The sequence below is a fragment of the Tropicimonas sp. IMCC34011 genome, from assembly GCF_003390865.1.
Taxonomy (GTDB): domain Bacteria; phylum Pseudomonadota; class Alphaproteobacteria; order Rhodobacterales; family Rhodobacteraceae; genus Tropicimonas_B.
Genome location: NZ_QMEJ01000001.1, coordinates 1,094,740 through 1,118,304 on the forward strand (window position 1 = coordinate 1,094,740; position 23,565 = coordinate 1,118,304).

General features: G+C 60.9%; 17 protein-coding genes and 3 pseudogenes. 15 read left to right on the plus strand and 5 right to left on the minus strand.

What is annotated here, in order from left to right; all coding sequences use genetic code 11:
* Positions 1 to 358: 358 nt before the first annotated feature.
* Together DQG15_RS05270 and DQG15_RS05275 are read right to left on the minus strand one after the other, a co-directional pair.
* The gene (locus tag DQG15_RS05270) at positions 359 to 595 is read right to left on the minus strand and encodes a glutaminase (protein WP_116083303.1); all 237 of its coding nucleotides are present in this window, start codon (positions 593 to 595) and stop codon (positions 359 to 361) included.
* 83 nt (positions 596 to 678) lie between these two features.
* Positions 679 to 1,680, minus strand: a complete 1,002-nt coding sequence (locus DQG15_RS05275) for a D-2-hydroxyacid dehydrogenase (RefSeq protein WP_116083305.1) — start codon at positions 1,678 to 1,680, stop codon at positions 679 to 681.
* Positions 1,681 to 2,009: 329 nt separating this feature from the next.
* On the opposite strand from DQG15_RS05275, the gene DQG15_RS05280 reads away from it, so the two are divergent.
* From DQG15_RS05280 to DQG15_RS18545, 9 genes and pseudogenes are all read left to right on the plus strand, one after another.
* A complete protein-coding gene (locus DQG15_RS05280; protein ID WP_198665066.1) occupies positions 2,010 to 3,005 on the plus strand; it encodes a LacI family DNA-binding transcriptional regulator in 996 nt (331 codons plus the stop codon).
* A 97-nt stretch (positions 3,006 to 3,102) separates the two neighbouring features.
* A pseudogene (locus DQG15_RS18535) lies at positions 3,103 to 3,330 on the plus strand (transposase); the annotation flags it as partial.
* Between the two features lie 418 nt (positions 3,331 to 3,748).
* A pseudogene (locus tag DQG15_RS18540) lies at positions 3,749 to 4,057 on the plus strand (hypothetical protein); the annotation flags it as partial.
* 360 nt (positions 4,058 to 4,417) lie between these two features.
* Positions 4,418 to 5,590 (plus strand): Xaa-Pro peptidase family protein, encoded by a 1,173-nt coding sequence (locus DQG15_RS05285; protein WP_198665067.1) that lies wholly within the window; start codon positions 4,418 to 4,420, stop codon positions 5,588 to 5,590.
* 9 nt (positions 5,591 to 5,599) lie between these two features.
* A complete protein-coding gene (locus DQG15_RS05290; protein WP_116083310.1) occupies positions 5,600 to 6,715 on the plus strand; it encodes an ABC transporter ATP-binding protein in 1,116 nt (371 codons plus the stop codon).
* Positions 6,712 to 7,743 (plus strand): polyamine ABC transporter substrate-binding protein, encoded by a 1,032-nt coding sequence (locus tag DQG15_RS05295; protein WP_116083312.1) that lies wholly within the window; start codon positions 6,712 to 6,714, stop codon positions 7,741 to 7,743. Before DQG15_RS05290 ends, DQG15_RS05295 begins: the two co-directional genes overlap by 4 nt.
* A gap of 45 nt (positions 7,744 to 7,788) precedes the next feature.
* The gene (locus DQG15_RS05300; RefSeq protein WP_157968902.1) at positions 7,789 to 9,552 is read left to right on the plus strand and encodes an ABC transporter permease subunit; all 1,764 of its coding nucleotides are present in this window, start codon (positions 7,789 to 7,791) and stop codon (positions 9,550 to 9,552) included.
* A gap of 90 nt (positions 9,553 to 9,642) precedes the next feature.
* Positions 9,643 to 10,812, plus strand: a complete 1,170-nt coding sequence (locus tag DQG15_RS05305; protein WP_116083315.1) for a mandelate racemase/muconate lactonizing enzyme family protein — start codon at positions 9,643 to 9,645, stop codon at positions 10,810 to 10,812.
* 44 nt (positions 10,813 to 10,856) lie between these two features.
* Positions 10,857 to 10,982: pseudogene (locus DQG15_RS18545) on the plus strand (IS5/IS1182 family transposase); the annotation flags it as partial.
* An 81-nt stretch (positions 10,983 to 11,063) separates the two neighbouring features.
* Here the strand turns inward: DQG15_RS18545 and DQG15_RS05310 are convergent.
* On the minus strand, positions 11,064 to 12,272 hold the full coding sequence (locus DQG15_RS05310; protein WP_116083316.1) for a M20/M25/M40 family metallo-hydrolase: 1,209 nt from the start codon (positions 12,270 to 12,272) through the stop codon (positions 11,064 to 11,066).
* A 29-nt stretch (positions 12,273 to 12,301) separates the two neighbouring features.
* Complete coding sequence (locus tag DQG15_RS05315) at positions 12,302 to 12,919, minus strand: helix-turn-helix domain-containing protein (protein WP_116083317.1); 618 nt, start codon at positions 12,917 to 12,919, stop codon at positions 12,302 to 12,304.
* Positions 12,920 to 13,201: 282 nt separating this feature from the next.
* Here DQG15_RS05315 and DQG15_RS05320 point away from each other — a divergent pair, with 282 nt between their 5' ends.
* The 6 genes from DQG15_RS05320 (at position 13,202) to DQG15_RS05345 (ending at position 22,440) form a co-directional block, all read left to right on the plus strand.
* Complete coding sequence (locus tag DQG15_RS05320; protein WP_116083319.1) at positions 13,202 to 17,023, plus strand: hydantoinase B/oxoprolinase family protein; 3,822 nt, start codon at positions 13,202 to 13,204, stop codon at positions 17,021 to 17,023.
* 115 nt (positions 17,024 to 17,138) lie between these two features.
* On the plus strand, positions 17,139 to 18,695 hold the full coding sequence (locus DQG15_RS05325; RefSeq protein ID WP_116083320.1) for an ABC transporter substrate-binding protein: 1,557 nt from the start codon (positions 17,139 to 17,141) through the stop codon (positions 18,693 to 18,695).
* Positions 18,696 to 18,772: 77 nt separating this feature from the next.
* Positions 18,773 to 19,780: an ABC transporter permease gene (locus DQG15_RS05330; RefSeq protein WP_116083322.1), complete on the plus strand. Its 1,008-nt coding sequence runs from the start codon at positions 18,773 to 18,775 to the stop codon at positions 19,778 to 19,780.
* Complete coding sequence (locus DQG15_RS05335; RefSeq protein ID WP_116083323.1) at positions 19,777 to 20,679, plus strand: ABC transporter permease; 903 nt, start codon at positions 19,777 to 19,779, stop codon at positions 20,677 to 20,679. Before DQG15_RS05330 ends, DQG15_RS05335 begins: the two co-directional genes overlap by 4 nt.
* Before the next feature lie 49 nt (positions 20,680 to 20,728).
* Positions 20,729 to 21,616 (plus strand): ABC transporter ATP-binding protein, encoded by an 888-nt coding sequence (locus DQG15_RS05340; protein ID WP_232830708.1) that lies wholly within the window; start codon positions 20,729 to 20,731, stop codon positions 21,614 to 21,616.
* On the plus strand, positions 21,613 to 22,440 hold the full coding sequence (locus DQG15_RS05345; RefSeq protein ID WP_116083326.1) for an ATP-binding cassette domain-containing protein: 828 nt from the start codon (positions 21,613 to 21,615) through the stop codon (positions 22,438 to 22,440). Before DQG15_RS05340 ends, DQG15_RS05345 begins: the two co-directional genes overlap by 4 nt.
* A gap of 148 nt (positions 22,441 to 22,588) precedes the next feature.
* Here the strand turns inward: DQG15_RS05345 and nrdF are convergent, their stop codons facing one another.
* Complete coding sequence (gene nrdF, locus DQG15_RS05350) at positions 22,589 to 23,563, minus strand: class 1b ribonucleoside-diphosphate reductase subunit beta (RefSeq protein ID WP_116083327.1); 975 nt, start codon at positions 23,561 to 23,563, stop codon at positions 22,589 to 22,591.
* Positions 23,564 to 23,565: the final 2 nt, after the last annotated feature.

The window sequence follows — 23,565 nt, forward strand, 5'->3', positions numbered from 1 at the left end:
GAAAGGCCTTGATGCGAAAAACCCTTCGAAACCGACGAACACGGCAACTGAAATTGGGCGTCCGCCCTCGGTCCGGACGCGGGCCGCAGGACAGAGCACTACATGGACCCAGAGCCTCAGACCGGGCGTCACGGATAACGGCCTGATCGGAGAGACGTTCACCAAGGACCTCGCCACATCGGGCCTGTCGGCCACCGCCGTCGGCTCCCGCTCCGGGGTGAAGGCCCGCGCGTTCGCGGAGGCCAACGGCAATGCGTCGGCCGCCTTTGTCGGGCCAGGCCGACCGATCATCAGGGGCTGTCGTCCCCGGTTCAATTCCAGATGCTCTCGCAGAGGCCGTTTCGGACGGTTTAAAGCGTCATCCTGAGTTGGAGCTTGCACTCAAATTGAAAAAGCGCGTTTGCGCATCGCCACTTGCAAACACTTCTCCCGACGGCAATGCAACGGAAATCCCAAACTGCCTTTTGTCAACGCAGGCGAATTCCGGGATAAGGCCGGCTACTCGACCAAGCCCCGTTTCCCGCTCCATTTTTCTTGAAATCCCGTCAATGATCGCTTGAAGGCCATGCAACTCGAACACTGAGGCCTGCATCATCTATGCGCCCATGACCAAAAAAAGTGGCTAGAGTGTTCCGTCCGGCCGCATCGATGTGCAGCTCTCTCATTCATACTATTAAATTAATAGCCGAACTGACGATCGACCACGTTGCGCAGTGGACGACCAGCCTTTGCACGCGCAAGGTTATCCGCCAGAATCTCGAGGCAGCGATCAACATACCCTTCAGGTGCATCCGCAGAAACATGAGGGAAGATCATTAGGTTCGGAATATCCCACAGCTCTGAATTTGGGGGGAGCGGTTCCTTTTCGAAAACGTCGAGGATAGCGCCAGAAAGGTGGCCGCTTTCAAGAGCGTCCCGGAGCGCCGAATGGTCAACGACCCCACCGCGGGCAATATTGAGAACACTTGCACCTTCTGGTAATGCAGCGAGTTCACTAGCTCCCACTAGTCCGGAGGTTGCAGAAGTAAGTGGGCACGCAAGAATCAGAACATCAGTAAAGGGCAAACACTCGTGAAAGTGATCAGGTGTCGTCATGAGATTAACGGACTCGACCGGCTCTCCACTCCGCCGAATACCAGTAATGTGAAATCCCGCTGAATGTAACCTCTTGGCAACAGCTCCGCCAAGGGCGCCTACGCCATATATCAAGACGCGGCATCCAGCAGATGTGCCTCGCAAAGTTCTCGACCAACGATGATGCCGTTGTTTCGTGGCGATCGCAGGCACATGTGCATGCAGCATTAGTGTCGCCATAAGCGCAAATTCGCCAACTTTTTCAGCGTGAACGCCGCTGGCATTTGTAAGTGCAACAGACGGGTCCAGCCATTCTAAAGGAGCATACTTCTCCACACCTGCACTTGTACATTGGATAATTTTGAGGCTCTTAGCTTCTCTGGAAATCAGAGAAGTGTCGAGCTTGCCGGCAATCAGAATATCGGCGCGGCGTAAGCTTTCTATATTTCGCTCATCGGAGTAGCGGCACGTCAGTTCAGCAGGACGGCAAACCGGGAGGTTGCGAAGAACGTGTTCGGCAGTCACCTCATAGGAGGGATCATGGCCACGTGTATTCTCAACGTATATGCGCGGCGCATGAAGCCAATCATCTGAAATTTTGCCCATCGTTTCTTCTCTCTCCACGCACCATCTTCAAGGGTGAAATGCGACCTAATGCTTCGCAACACATGGGTGTTCCTCACATGGTAGCGGGTCACACTCTGGCCGCGACGAGGGAACGCTCCGTACCGTCCAGAGCGGCGATTTTGGGCTTCCCTCTATATACAATCGATTGTACTGTCAACGCACATGGCCACGAGGGAGCGATCCACTTGCGACCATCAAATATTGAGCGCTTGGCAATGCGGGCGATAAACCAGAGAAAATAGCTCGGCACTTACAAATCGGCTGGTGATAAAATGAAAGCTGGACCAATTAACAGACGACCGCCAACGATGGCCGAAATCGCGCGCAAAGCCGGGGTCGACGTCTCCACCGTTAGCCGAGCGCTTGCAGGAAGTCCCCGCGTCGCGAAGGAGACACGAGCTCTAATTGACAAGGTTGTTCGAGAGACAGGCTACGTTGTTAATGAAAGAGCTCGCGCCTTAAGAGATCAACGGGCCAATCAGATACTCGTAATAAGCACAGACATTGCCGCGCCGTTCTATTCAGATGTTATTCAGGGCATCGTCGGGACCCTTGCGGAGAGGGGTATCGGTGTCCTTCTGGGCATCACACTCAACCAGGAGAAACGCGAGTCCCAACTGGCGAAGCAACTTTTGACGGGCGTGGTAGATGGCATTATCACACTCACCGGGAACATCCCCAAATCACTAGAGAAGATACCTGATATCAATCGCAAGATTGTTGCAATCTCGCGACCGATCGACCGTGACGACATCACGAGCGTAAGTATCGACAACTACGCGGCCACCAAGGAGGTCATGGCGTATCTCCACGAAATGGGACACCGGAAGATTCTCTTCATTGGCGGCCCAAACTACTCACAAACCTATCGCAACCGAAGCGCGGCTTATAGGGATTTCATGCAGGACAATGACCTCGTCGAAGTCATGAGCACGCGCGAAACCGAATCTTTTCGCGACGATGCTGAGTCCGGTTTCGCAATTATGAGCTCTATACTTGATAGCCGCTCGATACCTACGGCGGCGTTTTGCGTGACAGACGAACTTGCGATCGGCGCAATGGCCGCTGCGCGGAAGTTAGGTTTGGCTATCCCTGACGATATCTCTTTCTTTGGGTTTGATGACCTGAAGCTGACTTCGTTGATGTCCCCCCCACTTTCGACGGTATCCGTACCGCGCTTCGAAATGGGACGCTGTGGTGCAGATGCTCTATTCAACCAAATCTACCAAGGCGCAAAAGCATCAGATAAGATCGTTCTGGAGCATCACCTTGCCCTAAGAAACAGCGTGCTCCAAATTCTATAATTCTGAGTAGAAACTGAATATCCCCGCGCTCTGTAGTCGTCCTCGTCGCTGTTTTTGAAGCAAGGAGGCCAGAAAGCGCGGCAAGTTCAGCGACAAAATCAAGCGAGATTCTGTCTCGCAGATTATCGAGCAAAGCTACATGGTCAGATAAGTTTCGGAACGGCATGGGGTCGGCCCGTTTTCGCTCTAGGCGTGGAAGAAGAAGTTCGCGAAGACGTCAGCGAGAGAGGCGGAGAAAGACACCGAGATCCAACGCCTCAAGAAGGAGCTGGCGCGGATCTCTGAGGAGCTCGATATCCTGGAAAAAGGGTCGTCATTGGCGCGCCGTTGATGATGTGGGTGGCCCGACAGCGGCATGGCGATGCGCCAAGCTGGGAGCTGAACGCGACCCCCTCGAATCTGTCGGAGTTCGGGATGGTGGTCGCGAAGGCATCCACACCCTGAACCGGCTGCTCGAGGGTGAGCGCGACGTGCCCGCGGCGGCGCGCCCGGCGCTCGACCTGCTTATCGGCCAGCTGCGTGATCTGGAGGAGAGGATCGACATCGCGCGCGGGACCAATACGGCTCAGACCGCGGGCATTGATCGGGACCCGCCCCCCCAGCCGACCTCATCAGGGCGCGCGACACCTCATGCCGCTGATCAGACGCCGTGTACATGGCCGCAACCGACCGAACGCCACCAGCCAAACAAGGCTCCTGCCAAGGGGCCATCCATGCATGGTCCGAGCGACAGAGGCGAATGCGACGACGCCTGCCTCAACCGCGTCGGGCGCCTGCTCAGGCTAGCCAGGATTACGGCAAGAATCGGCTACAAGCGCCGCCAAGACACGTATGGTGGCACCCCCTCGGCGTGGCGACGCCACCTTACATCGGCAGTTCGATGTGGAGGTGCCGGATAAGGCCTACCTTTGCGGCGATTGCAAGCAAACGCCCGTTGGATGCCGGGCGACCGACATCACCTATATCCGCACCCAGGAAGGCCTCGCCAACCCGCTGTAGTCATCGACCTGTTCTCTCGGCGCGTGGTCGGGTGGTCCATCCAGGCGAACCGCATGTGCTGCGCCCGCGTTGGCGCATCTCCAGCCGACGACCTCGGTTCGTCTCTTCGCACGTCACATCCAACCGCCACCGCTACCCGACGAAACCCGGCACCTGGACGGCGTGAGGACCGCTCCGAGCTGGCGTGTTGATCTGCGTCATGCGCGTTCTCCGACGGTACCCGACAGGTTCGCCCCCGCACCGACGACCGACAACTTTCACCAAATTAACCATTGACAGTACAATCGATTGTACAGTGTTATACAATCGATTGTACACCTATGAGGCCGAGATTGTCCCACACTCTCCCCCACCCTAGAACCAACTTGGGCTCCGTTGATGTCTCCCATCAGGCCGAAAGACGCGCCAACCCAATGCAGCCGATCAACACCTCCCCTGCGAGCGGTGGTCGCCAAGCTAACGGGCATCGCGCTGATCAACTTAACAGAGTTGCCGAACTCGCTGAGGTCCTTCGCTCCCGCAACATCGACGCCGCGATAATCGATGCGGCCGAGCACATGCGGTATCTGTTTGGCTACTCCGCAAGCGCGGTCATGTATCAATGTTGTATTGTCACGGCTAACGGCAGCGCCCATGCAATTGTACGCGAGTTGGACGAAGCACTTTTCGCGTCGGCGTCCTGGGTTACGGAGCGCGCAGCCTACGTCGATTGGGAAGATCCGTTCGACCTCCTAATCTCCGAGATCCAGCGACTGGGCCTCGCAAAGGCCAGAATCGCACAGGAACTGGACTCGAACTATTTGACCACACGAGATCAACGCCGCCTCGCCGCAGCGCTCCCAGACGTGAAGTTCACCGATATTTCGGGTGTCATTCTAAGAATGCGTGCCCGAAAGTCGCCGGCAGAGATTGAGGAACATCGGCGCGCCGCCGCTATTGCCGACTTAGGTGTATCAGCGGTTCTCGACGCGATGGCGGAAGGCGTCAGCGAGGGCGAACTCGTTGCTGCCGGCTATTCAGCGGCGCTTGCAGCTGGTGCAGACAACAATGCGCCGCGCCTCGTCCTGCTTGGGATGGGGGCCACGACGCAGCATATGCACGGCGGGGTCGGAGACCGGCGGCTTGAAGTGGGTCAGCCTGTGCATATCGAACTTCTTCCGCAGTCCAACGGCTACTCCACCCGAATAATGCGTCCTGCCGTGCTCGGAACGCCACCCTCACAACTTCATGCCGATGTCGAACAACTAATCGAAATACAGGATCGCCAATTCGCGGCCATGCGTCCGGGGGTTCCGGCAAAGGAGATCGACCGCCTCGCCCGCGAGGATCTCGCCAGGTCCGGCCTTCGCGATCACTTCCCTCACAATACCGGTTATGGAATCGGAATAATTACGGGTCCGAAACTGGCAGACTTTGCCCACCTATTTACGCCAGCGTCGGAATGGGAATTGCAGCAGGGCATGGTGTTTCACATGTACCTCTCAGCGGCGGGGATACAGATCAGCGAAACAATCTGTGTGACCGATGACGGCATCGAGAGGCTCACGCGCGCACCTCGGAAACTACTGACAAAAACAAATGCATAGGAGCTTTCGATGAACGACGAACCTCTCGCCGCCGTCTCGTTCCAAGGAGTAACCCGTCGCTATGGCTCCGTGACCGCCGTCCGAGACATAGATCTAGACATCGCCCCAGGCGAATTCTTCGCACTCCTTGGGCCCAGTGGCTCCGGGAAGACGACGCTCTTGATGCTTCTTGCAGGCTTCGATCAACCCAGTGATGGGCAAGTACTCATGTCGGGGACACCTATATCGGACTTTCCCCCACATCGGCGACGCATCGGCGTTGTATTCCAGAATTACGCACTGTTCCCGCATATGACAGCGGCAGAAAACGTAGCGTATCCTTTGAAAATGCGTGGAGTGCCTCGCGATGAGCGAGACAACCGTGTCAATGCCGCTCTCGGTATCGTCTCTCTCTCCGATCGTGGTGCGTCCTACCCTTCACAGCTTTCGGGTGGTCAGCAGCAACGCGTCGCGCTGGCGCGTGCGCTGGTTTTCGGGCCGGATGTCCTCTTGATGGATGAGCCACTTGGCGCCCTTGACCGTCGACTACGCGATCAGATGCAGATCGAACTCAAACGTATTCAGCATGAATTGGGCGTAACCGTCATTTACGTTACCCATGACCAGTCCGAAGCCATGGCAATGGCAGATCGAGTAGGCGTCATGTCGGGTGGAGAACTGTTGCAGGTCGCCGACCCCGAGACCATCTATGCCGAACCAGCCAATCACTTTGTCGCTCGTTTTATCGGCGAATGTTCCATCCTGCGGGTCGCCTCGTTTGATGGCGGGAAAGGCTATGAGATTTCTGGCGCCCGGCAGTTGCTGCCGACCCCATCTACGGCCCCATTTGATATTGTCGTTCGACCCGAGAATGTAGCCCTGCGCTCAATTGAGAGTTCCAACCCGAGCGGCCAATTCGGCATCCCCGTAACCATCCGTGAGATTACCTATGTCGGATCCGGTTGGCGTGTCTCAACCGAGCTTGATGACGGGCAATCACTCTTAGCAAACATCCCGCGCGGTCATGATCTGGCAGGAAACCTGGCAGATGGCTTGAACGTGATCGCGACCTGGGACCCCACTTCCGTCGCAATTTTGCCGGCAGAAGAAACTACCGAAGCCAACCAACAAGGAGAGAAAAAATGAGATCACAACGATTCAAAAACCGTGTAGTTGCCGCGATACTTACAACCACAAGCCTATTCGCTGTGTCGTCGTCGGCTGTCAAAGCAGCAGATCTTGTCGTCGCCTCATACGGCGGGTCATTCCAGGATGGACAGACGGAGGCGTTTTTCGAGCCCTACGCAGAAACCTCAGGTGTCAAAGTAACCGGCACAACCGGCACTGGGTACGCCAAGGTGAAAGCTATGGTCGAAAGCGGCAACGTTATTTGGGATGTCATCTCGGCCGACGGCGCAGCCTACGAAGCTGAGGTTGTGGATGGGTTGCTTGAGCCCATTGATTATTCCGTCGTGCAAGCCGATGGCATCCCGGAGGAATTCCGAAAAGAATACGGCGTCGCCTACATCAAATTCTCCCAAAACCTAGCCTGGAACAAAGACGAGTTTCCGGAGGGGCTGACCCCGGCGCAGTTCTTCGACCCCGAAGTCAAAGCGCGTCGCGTTATGTTGGGGTTGCCATATTACAATCTCGAGTTTGCCCTTATGGCGGATGGTGTTGCAGCCGAGGATCTCTATCCGTTGGACGTCGATCGGGGACTTGCAGTCATTGACCGCATCAAGGATCAACTCGTTGGCTTCAAGTCGTCTTCCGACATTCAGGCTTTCATTCAACAAGGTGAGGTCGATGTCGCACTAGGCCCGAATGGTCGGCTCAACAACGCGATCGAGGCCGGCGCCAATTGGGCGTATGGCTGGAATGGATCCGTTGTAGCGCTCGAGTACTGGTCGGTTGTTAAGGGCGCCCAGAATTCTGACGAGGCCATGAAATTCATCAACTTCGCCGTTCAGCCAGAACAACAGGCGGAACTTACGCGCCAAATCCCCTACGGACCGACCAATATCGAAGCACTTGATCTGCTGGAGCCGTCTCTGGCCGAAACACTGCCGAGCTTTCCCGCCAATGCCGCACTTGGCGTAGTTATCGATTCCGAGTGGTGGAATGAAAATCTCGAGACTGTAAAGCAGCGGTGGGACGAATACGTTCTCCAATAATTACGAAAAATAGAAACAGATAGAATAGGCATCGGGAGAACGAATGTGACTCGTATTCAAGAAATGATTGATTGGCGAAAGGCCTGCCTGCTCGCCCCAGTGACGATCTTGCTGCTTGTCGCGTTCGTCCTTCCGCTGCTCTACATTGTACCTGAAGCGTTCAGCGGTGATGCTTTCAAACGATTTCTTCGGATATTTCAAAGTCCGGTCTATACAAAGATAATCTGGACGACTGTACGGATCAGCTTTGAGGCTACGGCCATTACGCTATTTGTATCGTTTCCGCTCGCGTGGCTTCTTAGTCGGTCAAAGGGTATAGGTGCGCTCCTTCTGGGCCTTGTCGTGCTCGTGCCATTCCTGACCAGCGTTCTTGTTCGAACCTTCGCGTGGCTTGCCATTTTAGGTCAGAAAGGCCTTGTTAACGCGACACTTCTGAGCCTGGGACTCATTTCCGAGCCCTTACCACTCTTGTTCAGCGAGACAGCGGTGGTGCTGGCTCTTGTTCACTCCGCAATTCCAATGATGGTATTCGCCCTTTTCAGCGTCTTGCGTCGCATCGACGGCCGCATTCTTCTGGCGGCGCACACATTGGGTGCGAATCCCGCTAGAGCCTGGTTCGGGATGGTCGTTCCGCTAGCAATCCGCGGCATACAATCCGGTGTGATTATCGTGTTTCTCTTCACGATGGCGACCTTCATAGCGCCTGCATTTCTGGGCAATCAACGTCAGCAAATGCTGGCGCAGGTCATTCAGTCAGAAATTGAGACCGGTGCCAATTGGTCGCTAGCAGCAGCACTGGGCATTACCCTGGCCGGGGTCGCCACACTTATCGTGGTCGCTCTATCCATATTTCTTGGGATTTTCTCTCGTTGGCAAAACCCAAGAGAAGCAACACAGGGCGACATCAAACATATCCCGCCGACAGTCGATCGTTCCGTGCTGCGTAACCCGGTTAAACGCTCCGAGCCACGGTTTAACATGTCGAGGCTTTGGCGCGTAGTGGTGAAGTATGCTGCACCAACCTACATCGCACTCATTTCCACTTTCCTCCTACTGCCCCTTCTCGTGTTGTTTCCAGTGGCGTTTAGTTCGGCAGAGGTCCTTGTCTTCCCACCCCCGGGTTTCTCCCTTCGCTGGTTCGAGGAAATCGTGAACAGCCCCGAATGGATCGAAGCGGCGTGGACGAGTTTTCAGATAGGGGCCGCCACCAGTGTTCTGACACTCACCCTTGCAACCCTGACTGTCCTCGGATTTGGCCATAAATTTCGTTACCGGAATGCCGCAGAGGCTTTGATGCTGTCCCCAATGACGGTGCCAGCAGTAGTGTTCGCTCTCGGCGCCTATCTTAGCTTCTCAAAAGTTGGACTAGTCGATACCAAAATGGGAATCATCTTGGCGCATACGGTGCTAGGGTTTCCCGTAGTATACCTTGTTGCGGCAGCTACCTTTAGCTCCATCGACCCAGGGCTGGCGAAGGCTGCCGCCAGCCTCGGCGCAAATCCTTTTCGCGCGTTCAATACCGTCACCTTCCCGCTACTCCTGCCCGGGCTTTCGGTTGGCGCGTTGCTTGCGATGCTCAACTCATTCGACGAGTCCATCGCCTCAATCTTCCTTAGCAATCTGTCCGTTAAAACGCTGCCTCGAAAGCTTTGGGAAGGCATCCGATTTAACACCAGCCCAGAGGCAGCCGCTGTCTCTGCAATGCTTCTAACCGCTACGTGCTTGATAATCCTACTTGGCATCATGGTCATCATTAAACGCCAAAAGCGGTCATCCCCGGCGCTTCAGGCAAATTCCGAATCCGCCTGAACTCTTCTTGCCATCGCCTAATAACCCATCCCCCTCGCTTTTGCGGGTTCAACTCCTGCGAATTCGTGAACAAGAGAAAGGACAGCAGATATGCAAATCATCCAAAATATGAAGGTATTCGACGTACGCGGAGGCGGCATGCACCCCGTCATCGTCGAACTGACTACAAAGGATGGTATTGTCGGTTATGGTGAAGCGGCCGTCGCTTATGGGCATGGCGCGAAGGCAGCCGCTGGAATGCTGGCCGATCTTGCTCCAAGTGTTATCGGTGCCGATGCAACTTATCCGAGATCCGTTTGGCATGAAATTTACGACAATTCATTCTGGACCAAGGGGGGTGGCGCAATCGTCTTTGCAGCGCTCTCCGCGATCGATCAAGCCCTGTGGGATATCAAAGGCAAGTCCCTGGGGGTTCCCGTGTATGAGCTGTTCGGCGCAAAGTTCAGCAGTGAAATCGAGGTTTATGCCAATGGTTGGAGTGCGTCTCACAACGATGTCGAAGGATGGGCTAGGTCGGCTGAACGCCCAATTGCCGACGGATACCGGCTTCTAAAGTGCTATCCACTTGCCCATGAGGTGAACGGCGTAAGTCTGCGCCACGTCCAACGCCGACAATTGAGCGACGAAGCCTTTCAGCGCGCTATCGGCCGTGTACGGATGCTACGCAACGTAGTCGGACCGGACATAGGTATCATGCTCGATCTGTCGGGCGGACTGAACAATGATCAGCTCATTCGTTTCATGGATGTTTGCGAAGAACTCGATCTGATCTGGGTGGAAGAGCCTTTTGATCCGTTCGATCTTAAGAATATGAAAGTTCAGGCAGGTAGGTGGTCAGTGCCTATTGCCGCAGGCGAACGTGTCTATACACGACACGGTTTCCGCAATCTCCTCGATACCGGTGGAGTCGACATCGTGATGCCGGATGTTGGCAACTGCGGTGGGATCTTCGAGTTCGTCCAGATTGCAGCCATGGCAGAATCTTACAACGCGCGCGTTTCTGCTCACAACTGCGCCAGCTCCCTTCTGACTGCCGCCTCTATTCAGGTCGCAACGGCATCCTCAATGGCAATGCCGCTGGAGATCTATCCATATTTCTCCGAAAACAACTCCTACGTTCAAGTGCTCAACAACGCACCGGAAGAATCCATACGCGATGGGAAACTGACAGTTTCAAAATCGCCTGGATTGGGGGCGGATGTGGATTCTTCCGTCATCAGCGAGTTCCTCACCTTCGACTTCCGTAGAGACCTCGGCTAGCAGCCCGCACCCTTCTCCAGGCGGGGATGCTTCTGCAAGGCATCAAGGCATTCGGCGAACGCTTCGCCGTGAGGGACCACGTAGGCCAGACCGCCGAGATCCAGATCCACGTCGCCCTCATGCATCGCTTCAATGCTTTCGGCACTGCCGAGATCGTTCGCGCTGCATGACCTCGGAGTTGTAAGCGGAAGTCATGCCTCAGGCGTGACTTCCGCAACAACGCCCCGTTACTGGCAGCTGACCTTGGCCGGTCAGCTTGCCTCACCGGCAGTGGCCACCAATGCGCGGAATCCGGCTCGCAATCCGCGCAGGCTCATTTCAGGTGACACGTCGATCCACTCATCGAGGCTGTGCATTTGGCCGCCGGCCCCTCCGTGGGAGAATTTCACGGCCGGGATGCCGAGTGACATCGGGATATTGGCGTCGGTGGAGGAACAGGTCAGCTCAGGCTCGAAGCCCTCGGCCCGGATCGCGGCGATGCTGGACTGCACGATGGGCGCGCTTTCCGGCGTGGCGCCGGCGGGGCGGTCGCCGAGGGTGACCAGCTCCGCGGTGATCGGTCCGTGCTCGGTGCCGCAGCGCGCATTTTCCCGGGTCACCGCGGCGTCGACCAGAGCGCGCAGTTGCGCGTCCAGTTTCGCAAGCTCGTCCATGCCTTCCGATCGCAGATCGACGCCCAGCGAGACCTCTTCGGGGATCGAGTTGATCGTCGTGCCGCCGGCGAGCGTGCTGGCACAAAAGGTCGTGCGCGGCGTGCTCGGCGCTGAAATGTCGCCCAGTCCGGACAGGACAGTGCCGAGCGCGATGGCCGGGTTCGGACGTCCGAAATCGTTCAGACTGTGACCGCCGGGCCCGCGCAGAACGACGCGGTAGCGCCGCGAGCCGATGGCGCGGATCGTGAGATCCTCGGTACGGATGTCATCGAATGTGAAGAAGCCGGCAATCCGGTCCTTCCATCGGCTCTCGGTGCAGAGATGACGAATGCCGCGCAGATCCCCCAGCCCTTCCTCGCCAACGTCTGCAACGAACAGGATGTCATGCCCGGTGGCGACGCCGCCGGCATTCATCGCGCGCAGGAAGGCCAGGATCGCGGCGAGGCCCCGTGCATCATCGGCGATGCCCGGCGCCCGCAGAAGTGTGCCGTCGCGCCGCACCGTCAGATCGGTATCAGCGGTAAACACCGTATCCAGATGCGCCGCGGCGACGATCACCGGGCCGCCTTCGGCACCGGTCCCGCGCCGCAGGGCGGTGACATTGCCGACAGCGTCGATCTCGGGCTCCAGACCCTCGGCCTGCAGCATTTTGGCAAACGCCTGGGCGCGGGCCGCTTCGTCGAAGGTCGGTGCCGGGATCTGCACGAGCGAGACGATATCCTCGACGAAGCGCTCATGCGTTGCATCAAGCGAAGCAAGCGCCGCCTGCAGGGCGGCACTTTCGGCGACGGGGCCGGCATCTTTCATGGGTCTTGGACCTTTCTCAGGGAATTGGGTCAGGTTCCCACGACATCCTTGAATGCCTTCGAAACCTTGGTCGCGATCCACAGGATCTGCGCCGGCTCTTCCGAGACGGAATAGACGGCATGATCCATGGTGCTGTCGTAATAGGAGCTGTCGCCCGCTTTCATGTGCGCCGGCGCGTAGTGTTCGGTGTGCAGCACGACCTCGCCCGACAGCACGTAGAAGAACTCTTCGCCTGCATGGTTCGCCATCTTGCGGAAGTCCTCGATGCTGCGGGCATGCAGGGTCGTGAGCAGCGGCACGAAGGCGCGGTGGGCGAGATCCGCGCAAAGCAGTTCATACTCGTAGTTGCCGCTCCGGTGCCGCGGGCCGGTCCCAGCCTGGGTGATGGCCCGTCGCCCGTTGACGCTGGGAGGCGCTTCGGAATGGAACAGGGCGGTGAGATCTACCCCCAGCCCCGCAACGAGCCGCGTAAGCGTGTCGAAGGTCGGCGAGGTCTGGCCGTTTTCGATCTTCGACAAAGTCGAGATCGACACCCCGCTGCGGTCCCCGAGGTCCGAAAGGGTGATCCCCTGCTCCTGACGAAGGCTTTGCACCTTGCTGCCGATCGGCGCCTGCCTGGCCGAATCCTTCTTCTGACCGTTCGCCATGTCGCTCCTGCCCCTTGCCGGTCTCAAACGAGGACGTGGCCTCCCTTCCCTGATCGCCAAATTTTTCCAAAAGGAAAATCGAAACCTCCCCAATCTGACGAAATTCTTGAGTTCGCCGGACGAAATGCATAACTTTTAGGCATAATGTCGACTGCAACTGTCCAATTTTTGTGCAAAAATTGCAAACAGAGGAAAATTATCCGCGATTTCGCGATACATCTTTCCATTTCGAAAATTTTTCGTGTTCCGTGAGTCGGAACCATGGTTCTGGAAAGGCGTAAGATGACCGCAAAGACTTACCGCGTGGGGATCGACATCGGTGGCACCTTTACCGACTTCGTTCTCACAGACACACGGACCGGCGAGATTCAGCTTTACAAGCACCTGACCACTCCGGCCGATCCGTCCCTCGGCGCACTGAAGGGCCTGTCGGAACTTCTGGAACTTGCGGCTCTTACGCATGCGGACCTTGCCGAGATCGTACACGGCACCACGCTCGTCACCAACGCGGTGATCGAACGCAAGGGTGCGCCGGTGGGCATGATCACCACCAAAGGTTTCCGCGACATCCTCGAGATGGGCACCGAGCAGCGTTACGACATCTACGACCTGACGCTTGCCTTCCCGGAGCCGCTCGTGGCGCGGGCCTGGCGCCGCGAAGTCGCGGGCCGGATCACCGCAGACGGTAGCGAGCTGACCCCTCTCGACGAAGCGGCGGTGCTGCGTGAGGCCGCCGAACTGGTTGCCGAAGGCGCCAAGGCCATCGCCGTGGCATTCATGCATGCCTACCGCAATCCTGCACACGAACAGCGTGCCGCGGAGCTGATCCGCGCCGAGCACCCGGACATCTCTGTCTCGATCTCCTCCCAAGTCGTCGCGGAAATCTCGGAGTATCAGCGGTTCGTCACCACCTGCGCCAATGCCTACGTGCAGCCGCTGATGAACCGCTACCTGCAGCGCTTCGCAAGCGAACTGGCCGCGCATGGCTTTGACGGCGACTTCCGCTTGATGTCCTCCGCCGGCGGGCTGGTGTCTTCGCGCACCGCGCGCGAGCTGCCGATCCGCCTGCTGGAATCCGGCCCCGCCGGGGGCGCGCTGGCCACGGCATGGTTCGGGCTCGCCGTTGGCAAGGAGAACGTGATCTCCTTTGACATGGGCGGCACCACCGCCAAGGCCTGCATGATCGAGAACGGCCGCGCGCATATTGCCTCGTTCCTCGAGGCTGGCCGAACACATCGCTTCAAGAACGGCTCCGGCCTCCCGATCAAGTCGCCCGTCGTCGACATGATCGAGATCGGCGCGGGCGGCGGTTCGATCGCCTCCATCGACGCCGTCGGCCTGATGCAGGTCGGCCCCCATTCCGCCGGCGCTGCCCCCGGCCCCGCCTGCTACGGACAGGGCGGCGACAAGCCGACGGTGACCGATGCCTCCGTGGCCCTGGGCTATTACAACCCCGACAACTTCCTCGGCGGGCGCATGACGCTCGACAAGGCCGCGGCAGAGACCGCCATCGGCACGCTTGCCGGTCCGCTGGGCATCGGCACGATGGACGCCGCCTGGGGCATCCACCAGACCGTGGCCGAAAGCATGGCCTCGGCCGCCCAGATCCACCTTGTCGAAAAGGGCAAGGATCCGCGCGCCTATTCGATGATCGGCTTCGGCGGCGCGGGCCCGGCCTTCGCGGCCAAGGTCGCGCGCATTCTCGGCGTCCGCGAGGTGATCATTCCCCCGGCCTCCGGTGCGGCCTCGGCCTTCGGCTTCCTGACCGCGCCGCTTTCGGTGGACCTGGTGCGCTCGCGCCCGATGGATCTCTCGGAGGCGCTGGCCTCCCGTGAGCTGTCGCAAGTGCTGGCCGAGATGGTCGCCGATGCGAAAGCCGAGCTTGCCGCGTCGGGCGTGAAAGAGTCCGACATGGTGGCCGAGCCCGCCGCCGACATGCGTATCCGCGGCCAGCTGCATGACATCACCGTCCCGCTGCCTCAGGGACCGTTGGGGGCGGATGCGCTAGAGACGATCCGCGCCGCCTTTGCTACCGCCTACTCTGAACGCTACACCCGCGTGCCGACCGACGCGCAGACCGAGATCCTCTCGCTCCGCCTGCGCCTGCGCGGGCCGGAACCGAAGATCACCCTTACCATGGCCTCGGGCGGTGTGAACGCCGCCGCGGGCGCGGCGCTCAAGGGCACGCGTCAGACCTGGTTCGGCAGCGAGTTCCTCGAGGCAAGCGTCTACGACCGCCGCGCCTTGACCCCCGCCGACGAGGTTGTCGGCCCGGCGATCGTCGAGGAACCCGAATCCACCACCATCATCCCGCCGGGCGACGTGGCTACGCAGGACGCCGCCGGCAACCTGATCATCAAGGTCGCCGCCTCGGCCCGCGCCGCGACGCGCATCACCGCCGAGACCCCGCGCGACGAGGCGATCAAGCTGCTCGAGGCCGATCCGATCACGCTGGAAATCATGTGGTCGCGGCTCGTCACCGTCTCGGAAGAGATGTGGCACACGGTCTGCCGCACGGCCTTCTCGCTTATCATCTCCGAAAGCCAGGATTTCGGTTGCGCCATCCTCGACCCCAAGGGCGAAACCATCGCGCATTCGGCGCGGGTCATGCCGGTGTTCAACCTGACCCTGCCTTGGGCGGTACGGCACATCCTCAAGACCTACCCGGTCGAGAGCATGAAGCCCGGCGACGTCTACATCACCAACGATCCGTGGGAATGCGCGGGCCACCTCTTTGACCTGGCCATCGTCACGCCGGTCTTCTCGAACGGCAATGTCGTGGCGCTCATGGGCACCGTGGGTCACGTCGGTGACATCGGCGGCCTGCGCGACGGCCTCTCTGCGACGCAGATCTTCGAAGAAGGCATGCAGATCCCGCCGATGAAGCTGATCCGCGAAGGCGTGGAGAACGAGGACCTGTTCCGCCTGATGGGTGAGAACATTCGCGACAGCGAGCAGGTTCTGGGCGACGTCCGCTCCCTGATCACCGCAAACGAGCGCGGCCAGCACCGGATCGAGAGCTTCCTGTCCGAATACGGGCTGGAGAACCTCGAAGCCTTCTCCGAGGTGATCCAGTCCCGCTCCGAAGCGGCGATGCGCGCTGCGATCCGCGACCTGCCCGACGGTGTCTACACCTCGTCGATCAGCAACAACCCGATGGGCGAGGTGATGACCTTCCCGCTGGAACTGACCGTGAACGGCGACACCATCGCGCTGGACTTCGACGGCGCGCCGCCGGCGGTGACCAAGGGCGGTATCAACTGCACGCTGTCCTATACCAGCGCCCATGCCACCTACCCGCTCAAGTGCATGCTGACGCCGAATGTTCGCGGCAACGCGGGCTGCTACCGTCCATTCACCGTTTCCGCGCCGAAGGGGTCGATCCTGAACTGTGAGAAACCCTCGCCGGTCAGCCTGCGCACCCGCACCGGCTGGTATCTCGCACCGAACGTCTTCCGCGCCATGGAAGACACCGCGCCCGACCGCGTGCAGGCCTTCTCGGGGTTGCCAAGCCTGCTGTCATTCTATGGCTCCAACGACGAGGGCAGGATGTTCTACGAACTCCTGCTGCTCGGGGCCGGTCAGGGTGGTTCGGCCAAGCAGGACGGCAAGTCCCCGATCCTCTGGCCCACTTCGGCAGCCACCACGTCGCTCGAATTGATGGAAACCCGCATCCCCGTGCTGATCGAGGAAAAGAGCCTCATCCAGGACAGCGCAGGGGCCGGAGCAAACCGCGGTGGCCTCGGCGTCCGCGTCCGGGCACGGCGTCTCACCAGCGGCAGCCCGATGCAGGCGATGGTCGCGCCCGAGGGCGTGAACCTGCCGATGGAGGGTGCATTTGGCGGCTCCCCGGGCCGCACCGCTCAGGGGCTGCTGCGCAACCCGCAGGGCGAGGTGATCCACGACGTGGGCACCGGCGGCATGGTCGATCTGAACGACACCGAAACCGTGGTCGAGCTCTGCCTTTCGGGCGGTTCCGGCTTCGGCAAGCCCGAGGACCGGACGCTCGACGCGATCCAGCACGACCTGTCGGAAGGCTACATCAGCGCCGAGGCCGCCGAGGAGATCTACGGCCTGTCCAAGCGCCGCAATTCGGCTGCCTGAGCCAAAGAACGGGCCCGCGCGGGACGACGTCCTAACGGGCGCGAAGCTCTCGGCGGGACCGCTCCGGCGGTCTCGCCTTCAACGAAAAACGTAATATCCAACAGGAGTTTCTGCCATGATCCTCACCCGTCGCGCCCTGCTGGGCACTGCAGCCGCAAGCGCGGTTCTGGCGCATCTCGCCCCCGCCGCCCTTGCCCAGGGCAGCAAGGTCATGGTGCTTGCCAGCGCCGTGGACATCCCCAACTTCGACCCGCATGTCGCAACCGGCTACGCGCCCGCGATGCTGTTCCGCAACGTCTATGATCCGCTGGTTCGTGTCTCCGGCAACCCGCCCGAGATCCAGCCGGCCCTCGCCTCGTCATGGACGCTTTCGGACGACGGCCTCATCTACACCTTCACCCTCGATCCCGACGCCGTGTTCCACGACGGCTCGCCCGTCACCGCCGATGACGTCGTCTGGTCGATCGAGCGCATCCTGAAGCTTCAGCGTGGCAACGCGTGGATGATCGAAGGCATCGTCGAGCCCGGTGCGACCCGCGCGCTGGACGAGCACACGGTCGAATTCACCCTCACGACGCCCTACGCGCCGTTCCTGCAGGTGATGATCTGGATGTTCATCGTCAACAAGGATGCGGTCGAGCCCAACCTTGCAGATGATGACGGCCAGGCCTGGCTGATGACCAACATCGCGGGCTCGGGTCCGTTCACTATGGGCCGTTACCAGACCGGCAACCTCTACCAGCTGACGCGTGCCGAGAACGACTGGCACGCCGGCGGCGGCAACCTCGATGGCGCGATCTGGAAGATCACCCGCGAGACCTCGACACAGCGCCTGATGGTGGCGCGAGGCGAGGCGCATATGGCGATGGACCTCTCTGCCGAGGACATGAAGGCGCTCGAAGGTACCGAGGGTGTCGATCTGATCTACGAGACCGAGTACCGGACCTTCTCGATCAAGATGAACACGCAGGACGGACCGCTGCAGGACGTGAACCTGCGCCGCGCGATCAGCTATGCCTACGATTACGACGCGATGCTGGCCGCTGCCGGCCCGGCCGAGCTGATGACCGGCCCGCTGCCCACCGGCATCCTCGGCTTCGATCCCGAGCTCGAGGTGCCGCGCCGCGACATGGAGAAGGCCCGCGAGTACCTGGCCAAGTCGGAATTCGCCGAGGGCGGTTTCACGCTGACCGCGCGCTACGCTGCCGGTTACGAGAACATGCGCCGCTGGGCACTGATCCTGCTGGAATCGCTGAAAGAGCTGAACATCACCCTCGACATCCAGCCGACCGCATGGCCGGACATCGTGTCGTCAGTGGCGACGCCCGAAACGGCACCGGACTTCCACTTCATCTTCCAGACAGCGAACTACGCGGACCCCGACAACATCGCCTATGCGGCCTACCATTCGTCGCGCAACGGCACCTGGCAGAACCCGACCTACGGCAACCCCGAGGTCGACACGCTGATCGAACAGGCCCGCGGCGAGATCGACGCCGAGGCCCGCGCCGAGATCTACGGCGAATTCCAGCGCGCGGTCGTCGCCGATGCGCCGGACCTCTTCGGAGTACTCGAGAAGCGCAAGCTGGCGCTGCGCGACAACGTGCAGAACTTCGTGTTCACGCCGGTCGCCGCAAACGCGGTGGAGCTGCTGCCGCTGTCTCTGGACTGATCCGGACCACCTGACGAAACTGCCCCGGCCGAACCACGGCCGGGGCCTTTCTCACACTCCGAACCGGGGAGACCTCCATGCTCTGGTACGTGATCCGCCGCCTCCTGCTGATCATACCCACGCTGCTCGGCCTCACGGTGATCGTCTTCGCGATCGCCCGCCTGCTGCCGGGTGATCCCGTGGGCCTGGCCGCCGGGCCGAATGCCACCCCCGAGGTCATCGCCTCGGTCGCTGCCGAATTCGGCTTGGACAAGCCCATCCCGGTCCAATACTGGAACTACCTCACAGGCCTGTTGCAGGGCGACTGGGGCGTGTCGCTGTTCTCCCGGCGTCCGGTCATCGACGACCTGGCCGAGTTTGTGCCCGCCACGCTGGAGCTGGTGATCGCGGCGCTGCTGATCGCCGTGATCGTGGGCATCCCGCTCGGCCTGCTGGCCGCGATCCGCCGCGACGGCATCTTCGACTACCTGACGCGAACCGTCTCGCTCGGGGCCATCGCCATGCCGCGGTTCTTCCTCGGGTTGCTGCTGCAGCTGGCCTTCGCCATGGCACTGAACTGGCTGCCGCTGTCCGGACGCTTCCCACTCATCGAGTTCCCGCCCGACCGGATAACCGGCTTCTACACCGTGGACGCCATCCTGATCGGAGACTGGCACGCGCTCGGCCTGGCGTTGCAGCATCTCGCGCTGCCCGCGCTCGCGCTGTCGCTGTCGCCGCTGGCAACGATCCTGCGAATGATGCGCGCCTCGACCATCGAAGTGCTGCAGCAGGACTACATCCTTACCGAACGGGCGCTGGGGATCCCCCCGTGGATCATCCTGTTCAAATACACCCTGCGCAACGCGGTCTCGGCGACGCTGACGGTGATCGGACTTTACGTGTCGTGGCTGCTTGGCGGTACGGTGCTGGTCGAGACGATCTTCGACTGGCCGGGCATCGGTCTCTATTCGACGCAGGCCATACTGGGCCAGGACTTCATGCCGGTCATCGGCGTGACCCTCGTGATCGCCATGATCTACCTCGTCACCTCTGTGATCGTCGACATCCTCCAGGCGGTCCTCAACCCGAAGGTGCGCCTGCAATGAGCCAGACCGACATGTCCCTTCCCAGGGCCGACCTTGCCCGGTCCGCCCGGGCCGAGGCGCGCGCCCGCGCGATCTACCGCTTCCGCCAGAGCCTGCTTTCGGTGATCGGCCTCGCCATCGCGGTGTTCCTGATCACCATGGCGTTGCTGGCGCCCTGGCTGCTGCCCTACCCCGGCGATGTGGTTGGCGCCGTGAACCCGGCGGCGGCCTTTCAGCCGCCCTCTGCCGCGCATTGGTTCGGCACCAATTCGGTCGGCCAAGACATCCTGACGCTGGTGATCTACGGCAGCCGCATCTCGCTGCTTTCGGGGGTGACCGTTATCCTGCTGGCGCTGATTATCGGCGGCACGCTCGGCGTCATCGCGGGCTGGGTCGGCGGCTGGATCGACGAGGTGATCATGCGCATCACCGATCTTCTGCTGACCATCCCTTCGCTGATCCTCGCCATGGCCGTCGCGGCGGCGCTCGGCACCGGCATCTGGAACATGATCATCGCGATCACCATCACCTGGTGGCCGACCTACGCACGGCTGGTGCGCGCCGAGGTTGCCGCCAAGAAACAGGAGCAGTTCGTCATCGCCTCGCGCGTGCTGGGCGTCGGGCCGATGCGGCTTATCGGACGCCACGTGCTGCCCAACATCGTGACGCCGGTGGTGGTGAAAGCCTCGCTCGACGTGGGCTTCGCGATCCTCCTGGTGGCCTCGCTCGGCTTCGTCGGCATCGGGGTCAAGCCGCCGACCCCGGAATGGGGCACGATGCTTGCCGAGGCGCGCAACTACATGCCGCAGTACTGGTGGACGGCGATCTTCCCGGGCACCGCGATCTTCCTGGCCGTGCTGGCCTTCAACCTGCTGGGCGATGGTCTGCGCGACGTGCTCGACCCGCGCACCCGCCGCTGAGAGGAGCGATCGCATGGCATTGCTGGACATCTCCGACCTTCACCTCTCGATGCGCAGCTTCGAGGGCGAGACCCCCATTCTCAAGGGCATCGACCTGACCGTCGAGCGCGGTCAGATCTGGGGCCTTGTGGGCGAGACCGGATCGGGCAAATCGCTGACCGGGCTGACCATCTCACGCCTGCTGCCGAGCACGACCGCGCACTATACCGGCGGGCAGGTGCTGTTCGACGGCAAGGACGTGCTGCGCGCCAGCGACCGGGACATGCGCGCGCTACGCGGCGGGCGTATCGGCATGATCTTCCAGGACCCGACGACCAACCTGAACCCGAGCTTCCGGATCGGCACCCAGATGGTCGATGCCGCCCTGCACGCCGCCCGCGACAAGCCCGAGATTCTCGGCCTTACGGGCCGAGAGTCGCGCCGGGCCCGCCGCCGCACCGCGTGGCAGGCCAGCGTCGCGCTGCTTGAAAGCTTCGGCCTGCATGATGCCGAGGACCGCATGCCGCGTTTCCCTCACGAGTTCTCGGGGGGCATGCGCCAGCGGGTTCTGATTGCCATGGCGATGATCGGCCAGCCCGACCTGCTGATCGCGGACGAGCCGACCACGGCACTTGATGTCTCGGTGCAGTCGCAGATCCTTCGGCTGATCCACCGCCTGGTCGAGGAGCGGAACATCGGGGTGATGTTCATCACCCACAACCTCGGCGTGGTGGCACAACTGTGCTCGCATGTGGCGGTCATGTATCGCGGCCGCATCGTCGAGCGCGGGCCTGTGAGCAAGGTGCTGAAGGCACCCGAACACATCTACACCCGCGCCCTGATGGGCGCGATCCCGACCGCGCGCGCGCGGATGGACACCCTGCGCGGGATCGACGGGCCGCTGCGCGACCGCATCGAGGCCGAGATCGCCGCAACCGCAAAGGAGGTCACCGCATGAGCACGCCACTTCTCAGGATCGAGGGCCTCGGCCATGTCTACGGTGCTCGCCGCGGGCTGTTCGGCACCTCCCCCGCCTTCCGCGCCCTGACCGGCATCGACATCTCCATCGCCCGCGGCGAGAGCTTCGGGCTGGTCGGCGAGAGCGGCTCGGGCAAAACGACGCTGACCCGAAATATCCTCGGCCTCGAACGCCCCTCCGAGGGGCACGTGCTGTTCGACGGCCACCCGGTGATCGACCTTGGCCGCGGCGGCGAGCGCCGGCTGCGCCGCCGAATGCAGATCGTCTTCCAGGATCCGCAGGCCTCGCTCGACCCGCGCATGACAATCCACGACACGATCGCCGAGGCGCTGGTGGTCCACGGCCCCGACCTCGGGATCGCACGCAAACGCTACACCCGGCGTGTGCTCGACCTGCTCGAGCAGGTCGGCCTTGGCCGCGAACACCTCTATCGCCACCCGCACGAATTCTCCGGCGGCCAGCGCCAGCGCATCAACATCGCCCGCGCGCTTGCGGTGGAGCCGGAACTGCTGATCCTCGACGAACCGACCTCGGCGCTCGACGTATCGGTACAGGCAGATATCCTGAACCTCCTGCAGCGTCTTCAGAAAGAACTGGGGCTGACCTATTTCTTCATCAGCCATGACCTGGGCGTCATCCGCTACACCTGCGACCGCGTGGCGGTGATCGAGCGCGGCCGGATCGTCGAGCAGGGCCCGGTGGCCGAGATCTTCGACAACCCGTCACAGGACTATACGCGCAAGCTCATGGACGCGATCCCGGACCCGGATCCGGACGTGTCGCCACTTCGTCGCCTAGGATGACCGGAAGGGGCAGGCCATAGGGAGCGGATGTTTCGGGGTAATAACGGGTGGCGAGCTGGACACCCGAGCGACGCAGGACGTTGACATCCATACGAAAAAGGCCGCCATCGCTGGCGGCCTTTTATCGTTCACCGAGGAGCGCGGACGCTCAGAAGTCCCAGTCTTCGTCTTCCGTCGCCACGGCCTTGCCGATCACGTAGGACGACCCGGAGCCGGAGAAGAAGTCGTGGTTCTCGTCGGCGTTGGGCGAGAGCGCGGACAGGATCGCCGGGTTCACCTCGGTCGCGGTCTCGGGAAAGAGCGCTTCGTATCCGAGGTTCATCAGCGCCTTGTTCGCATTGTAGTGCAGGAACCGCTTCACGTCCTCGGTGAGGCCGACGCCGTCATAGAGTTCGGCGGTGTAGCGGTCCTCCACGGTGTAGAGCTCGAACAGCAGCGAGAAGGCGTAATCCTTGATCGACGCCTGCTTTTCGGCGCTTTCCTTTGCGAGGGCGCGCTGGAACTTGTAGCCGATGTAGTACCCGTGCACGGCCTCGTCCCTGATGATCAGGCGGATGAGGTCGGCGGTGTTGGTCAGTTTCGCCCGGCTCGACCAGTACATCGGCAGGTAGAAGCCCGAGTAGAACATGAAGCTCTCGAGGAAGGTCGAGGCGATCTTCTTCTTCAGCGGATCGCCGCCCGGCGCGTAATCCTCGAGGATGCGGGCCGCCTTCGCCTGGAGATGCTCGTTCTCCTCGGCCCAGCGGAACGCCGCGTCGATCTCCTCGGTGGAGCAGAGCGTCGAGAAGATCGAGGAGTAGGACTTCGCGTGCACCGCCTCCATGAAGGAGATGTTGGCGAGGACCGCCTCCTCGTGCTGCGTCGTCGCGTCCGCCATCAGGGCCGGCGCGCCGACGCTGGCCTGCACGGTGTCGAGCAGGGTGAGGCCGGCGAAGACGCGGATCGTCAGCTTGCGCTCTTCGGGCGTGAGGGTGGCCCAGCTCTGCACGTCGTTGGACAGCGGCACCTTCTCGGGCAGCCAGAAATTCGCCGTCAGACGGTTCCAGACCTCGAGGTCCTTGTCGTCCTCGACGCGGTTCCAGTTCACGGCGCGGGCCGCGACGCGGCGGGTGAGGTCTTTCATCT

Coding starts and splice junctions, on each gene's coding strand:
- DQG15_RS05270 (WP_116083303.1), bottom strand. CDS start 595: ATGATGCAGGCCTCAGTGTTCGAGTTGCATGGCCTTCAAGCGATCATT.
- DQG15_RS05275 (WP_116083305.1), bottom strand. CDS start 1,680: ATGGGCAAAATTTCAGATGATTGGCTTCATGCGCCGCGCATATACGTT.
- DQG15_RS05280 (WP_198665066.1), top strand. CDS start 2,010: ATGGCCGAAATCGCGCGCAAAGCCGGGGTCGACGTCTCCACCGTTAGC.
- DQG15_RS05285 (WP_198665067.1), top strand. CDS start 4,418: ATGCAGCCGATCAACACCTCCCCTGCGAGCGGTGGTCGCCAAGCTAAC.
- DQG15_RS05290 (WP_116083310.1), top strand. CDS start 5,600: ATGAACGACGAACCTCTCGCCGCCGTCTCGTTCCAAGGAGTAACCCGT.
- DQG15_RS05295 (WP_116083312.1), top strand. CDS start 6,712: ATGAGATCACAACGATTCAAAAACCGTGTAGTTGCCGCGATACTTACA.
- DQG15_RS05305 (WP_116083315.1), top strand. CDS start 9,643: ATGCAAATCATCCAAAATATGAAGGTATTCGACGTACGCGGAGGCGGC.
- DQG15_RS05310 (WP_116083316.1), bottom strand. CDS start 12,272: ATGAAAGATGCCGGCCCCGTCGCCGAAAGTGCCGCCCTGCAGGCGGCG.
- DQG15_RS05315 (WP_116083317.1), bottom strand. CDS start 12,919: ATGGCGAACGGTCAGAAGAAGGATTCGGCCAGGCAGGCGCCGATCGGC.
- DQG15_RS05320 (WP_116083319.1), top strand. CDS start 13,202: ATGACCGCAAAGACTTACCGCGTGGGGATCGACATCGGTGGCACCTTT.
- DQG15_RS05325 (WP_116083320.1), top strand. CDS start 17,139: ATGATCCTCACCCGTCGCGCCCTGCTGGGCACTGCAGCCGCAAGCGCG.
- DQG15_RS05330 (WP_116083322.1), top strand. CDS start 18,773: ATGCTCTGGTACGTGATCCGCCGCCTCCTGCTGATCATACCCACGCTG.
- DQG15_RS05335 (WP_116083323.1), top strand. CDS start 19,777: ATGAGCCAGACCGACATGTCCCTTCCCAGGGCCGACCTTGCCCGGTCC.
- DQG15_RS05340 (WP_232830708.1), top strand. CDS start 20,729: ATGCGCAGCTTCGAGGGCGAGACCCCCATTCTCAAGGGCATCGACCTG.
- DQG15_RS05345 (WP_116083326.1), top strand. CDS start 21,613: ATGAGCACGCCACTTCTCAGGATCGAGGGCCTCGGCCATGTCTACGGT.
- nrdF (WP_116083327.1), bottom strand. CDS start 23,563: ATGAAAGACCTCACCCGCCGCGTCGCGGCCCGCGCCGTGAACTGGAAC.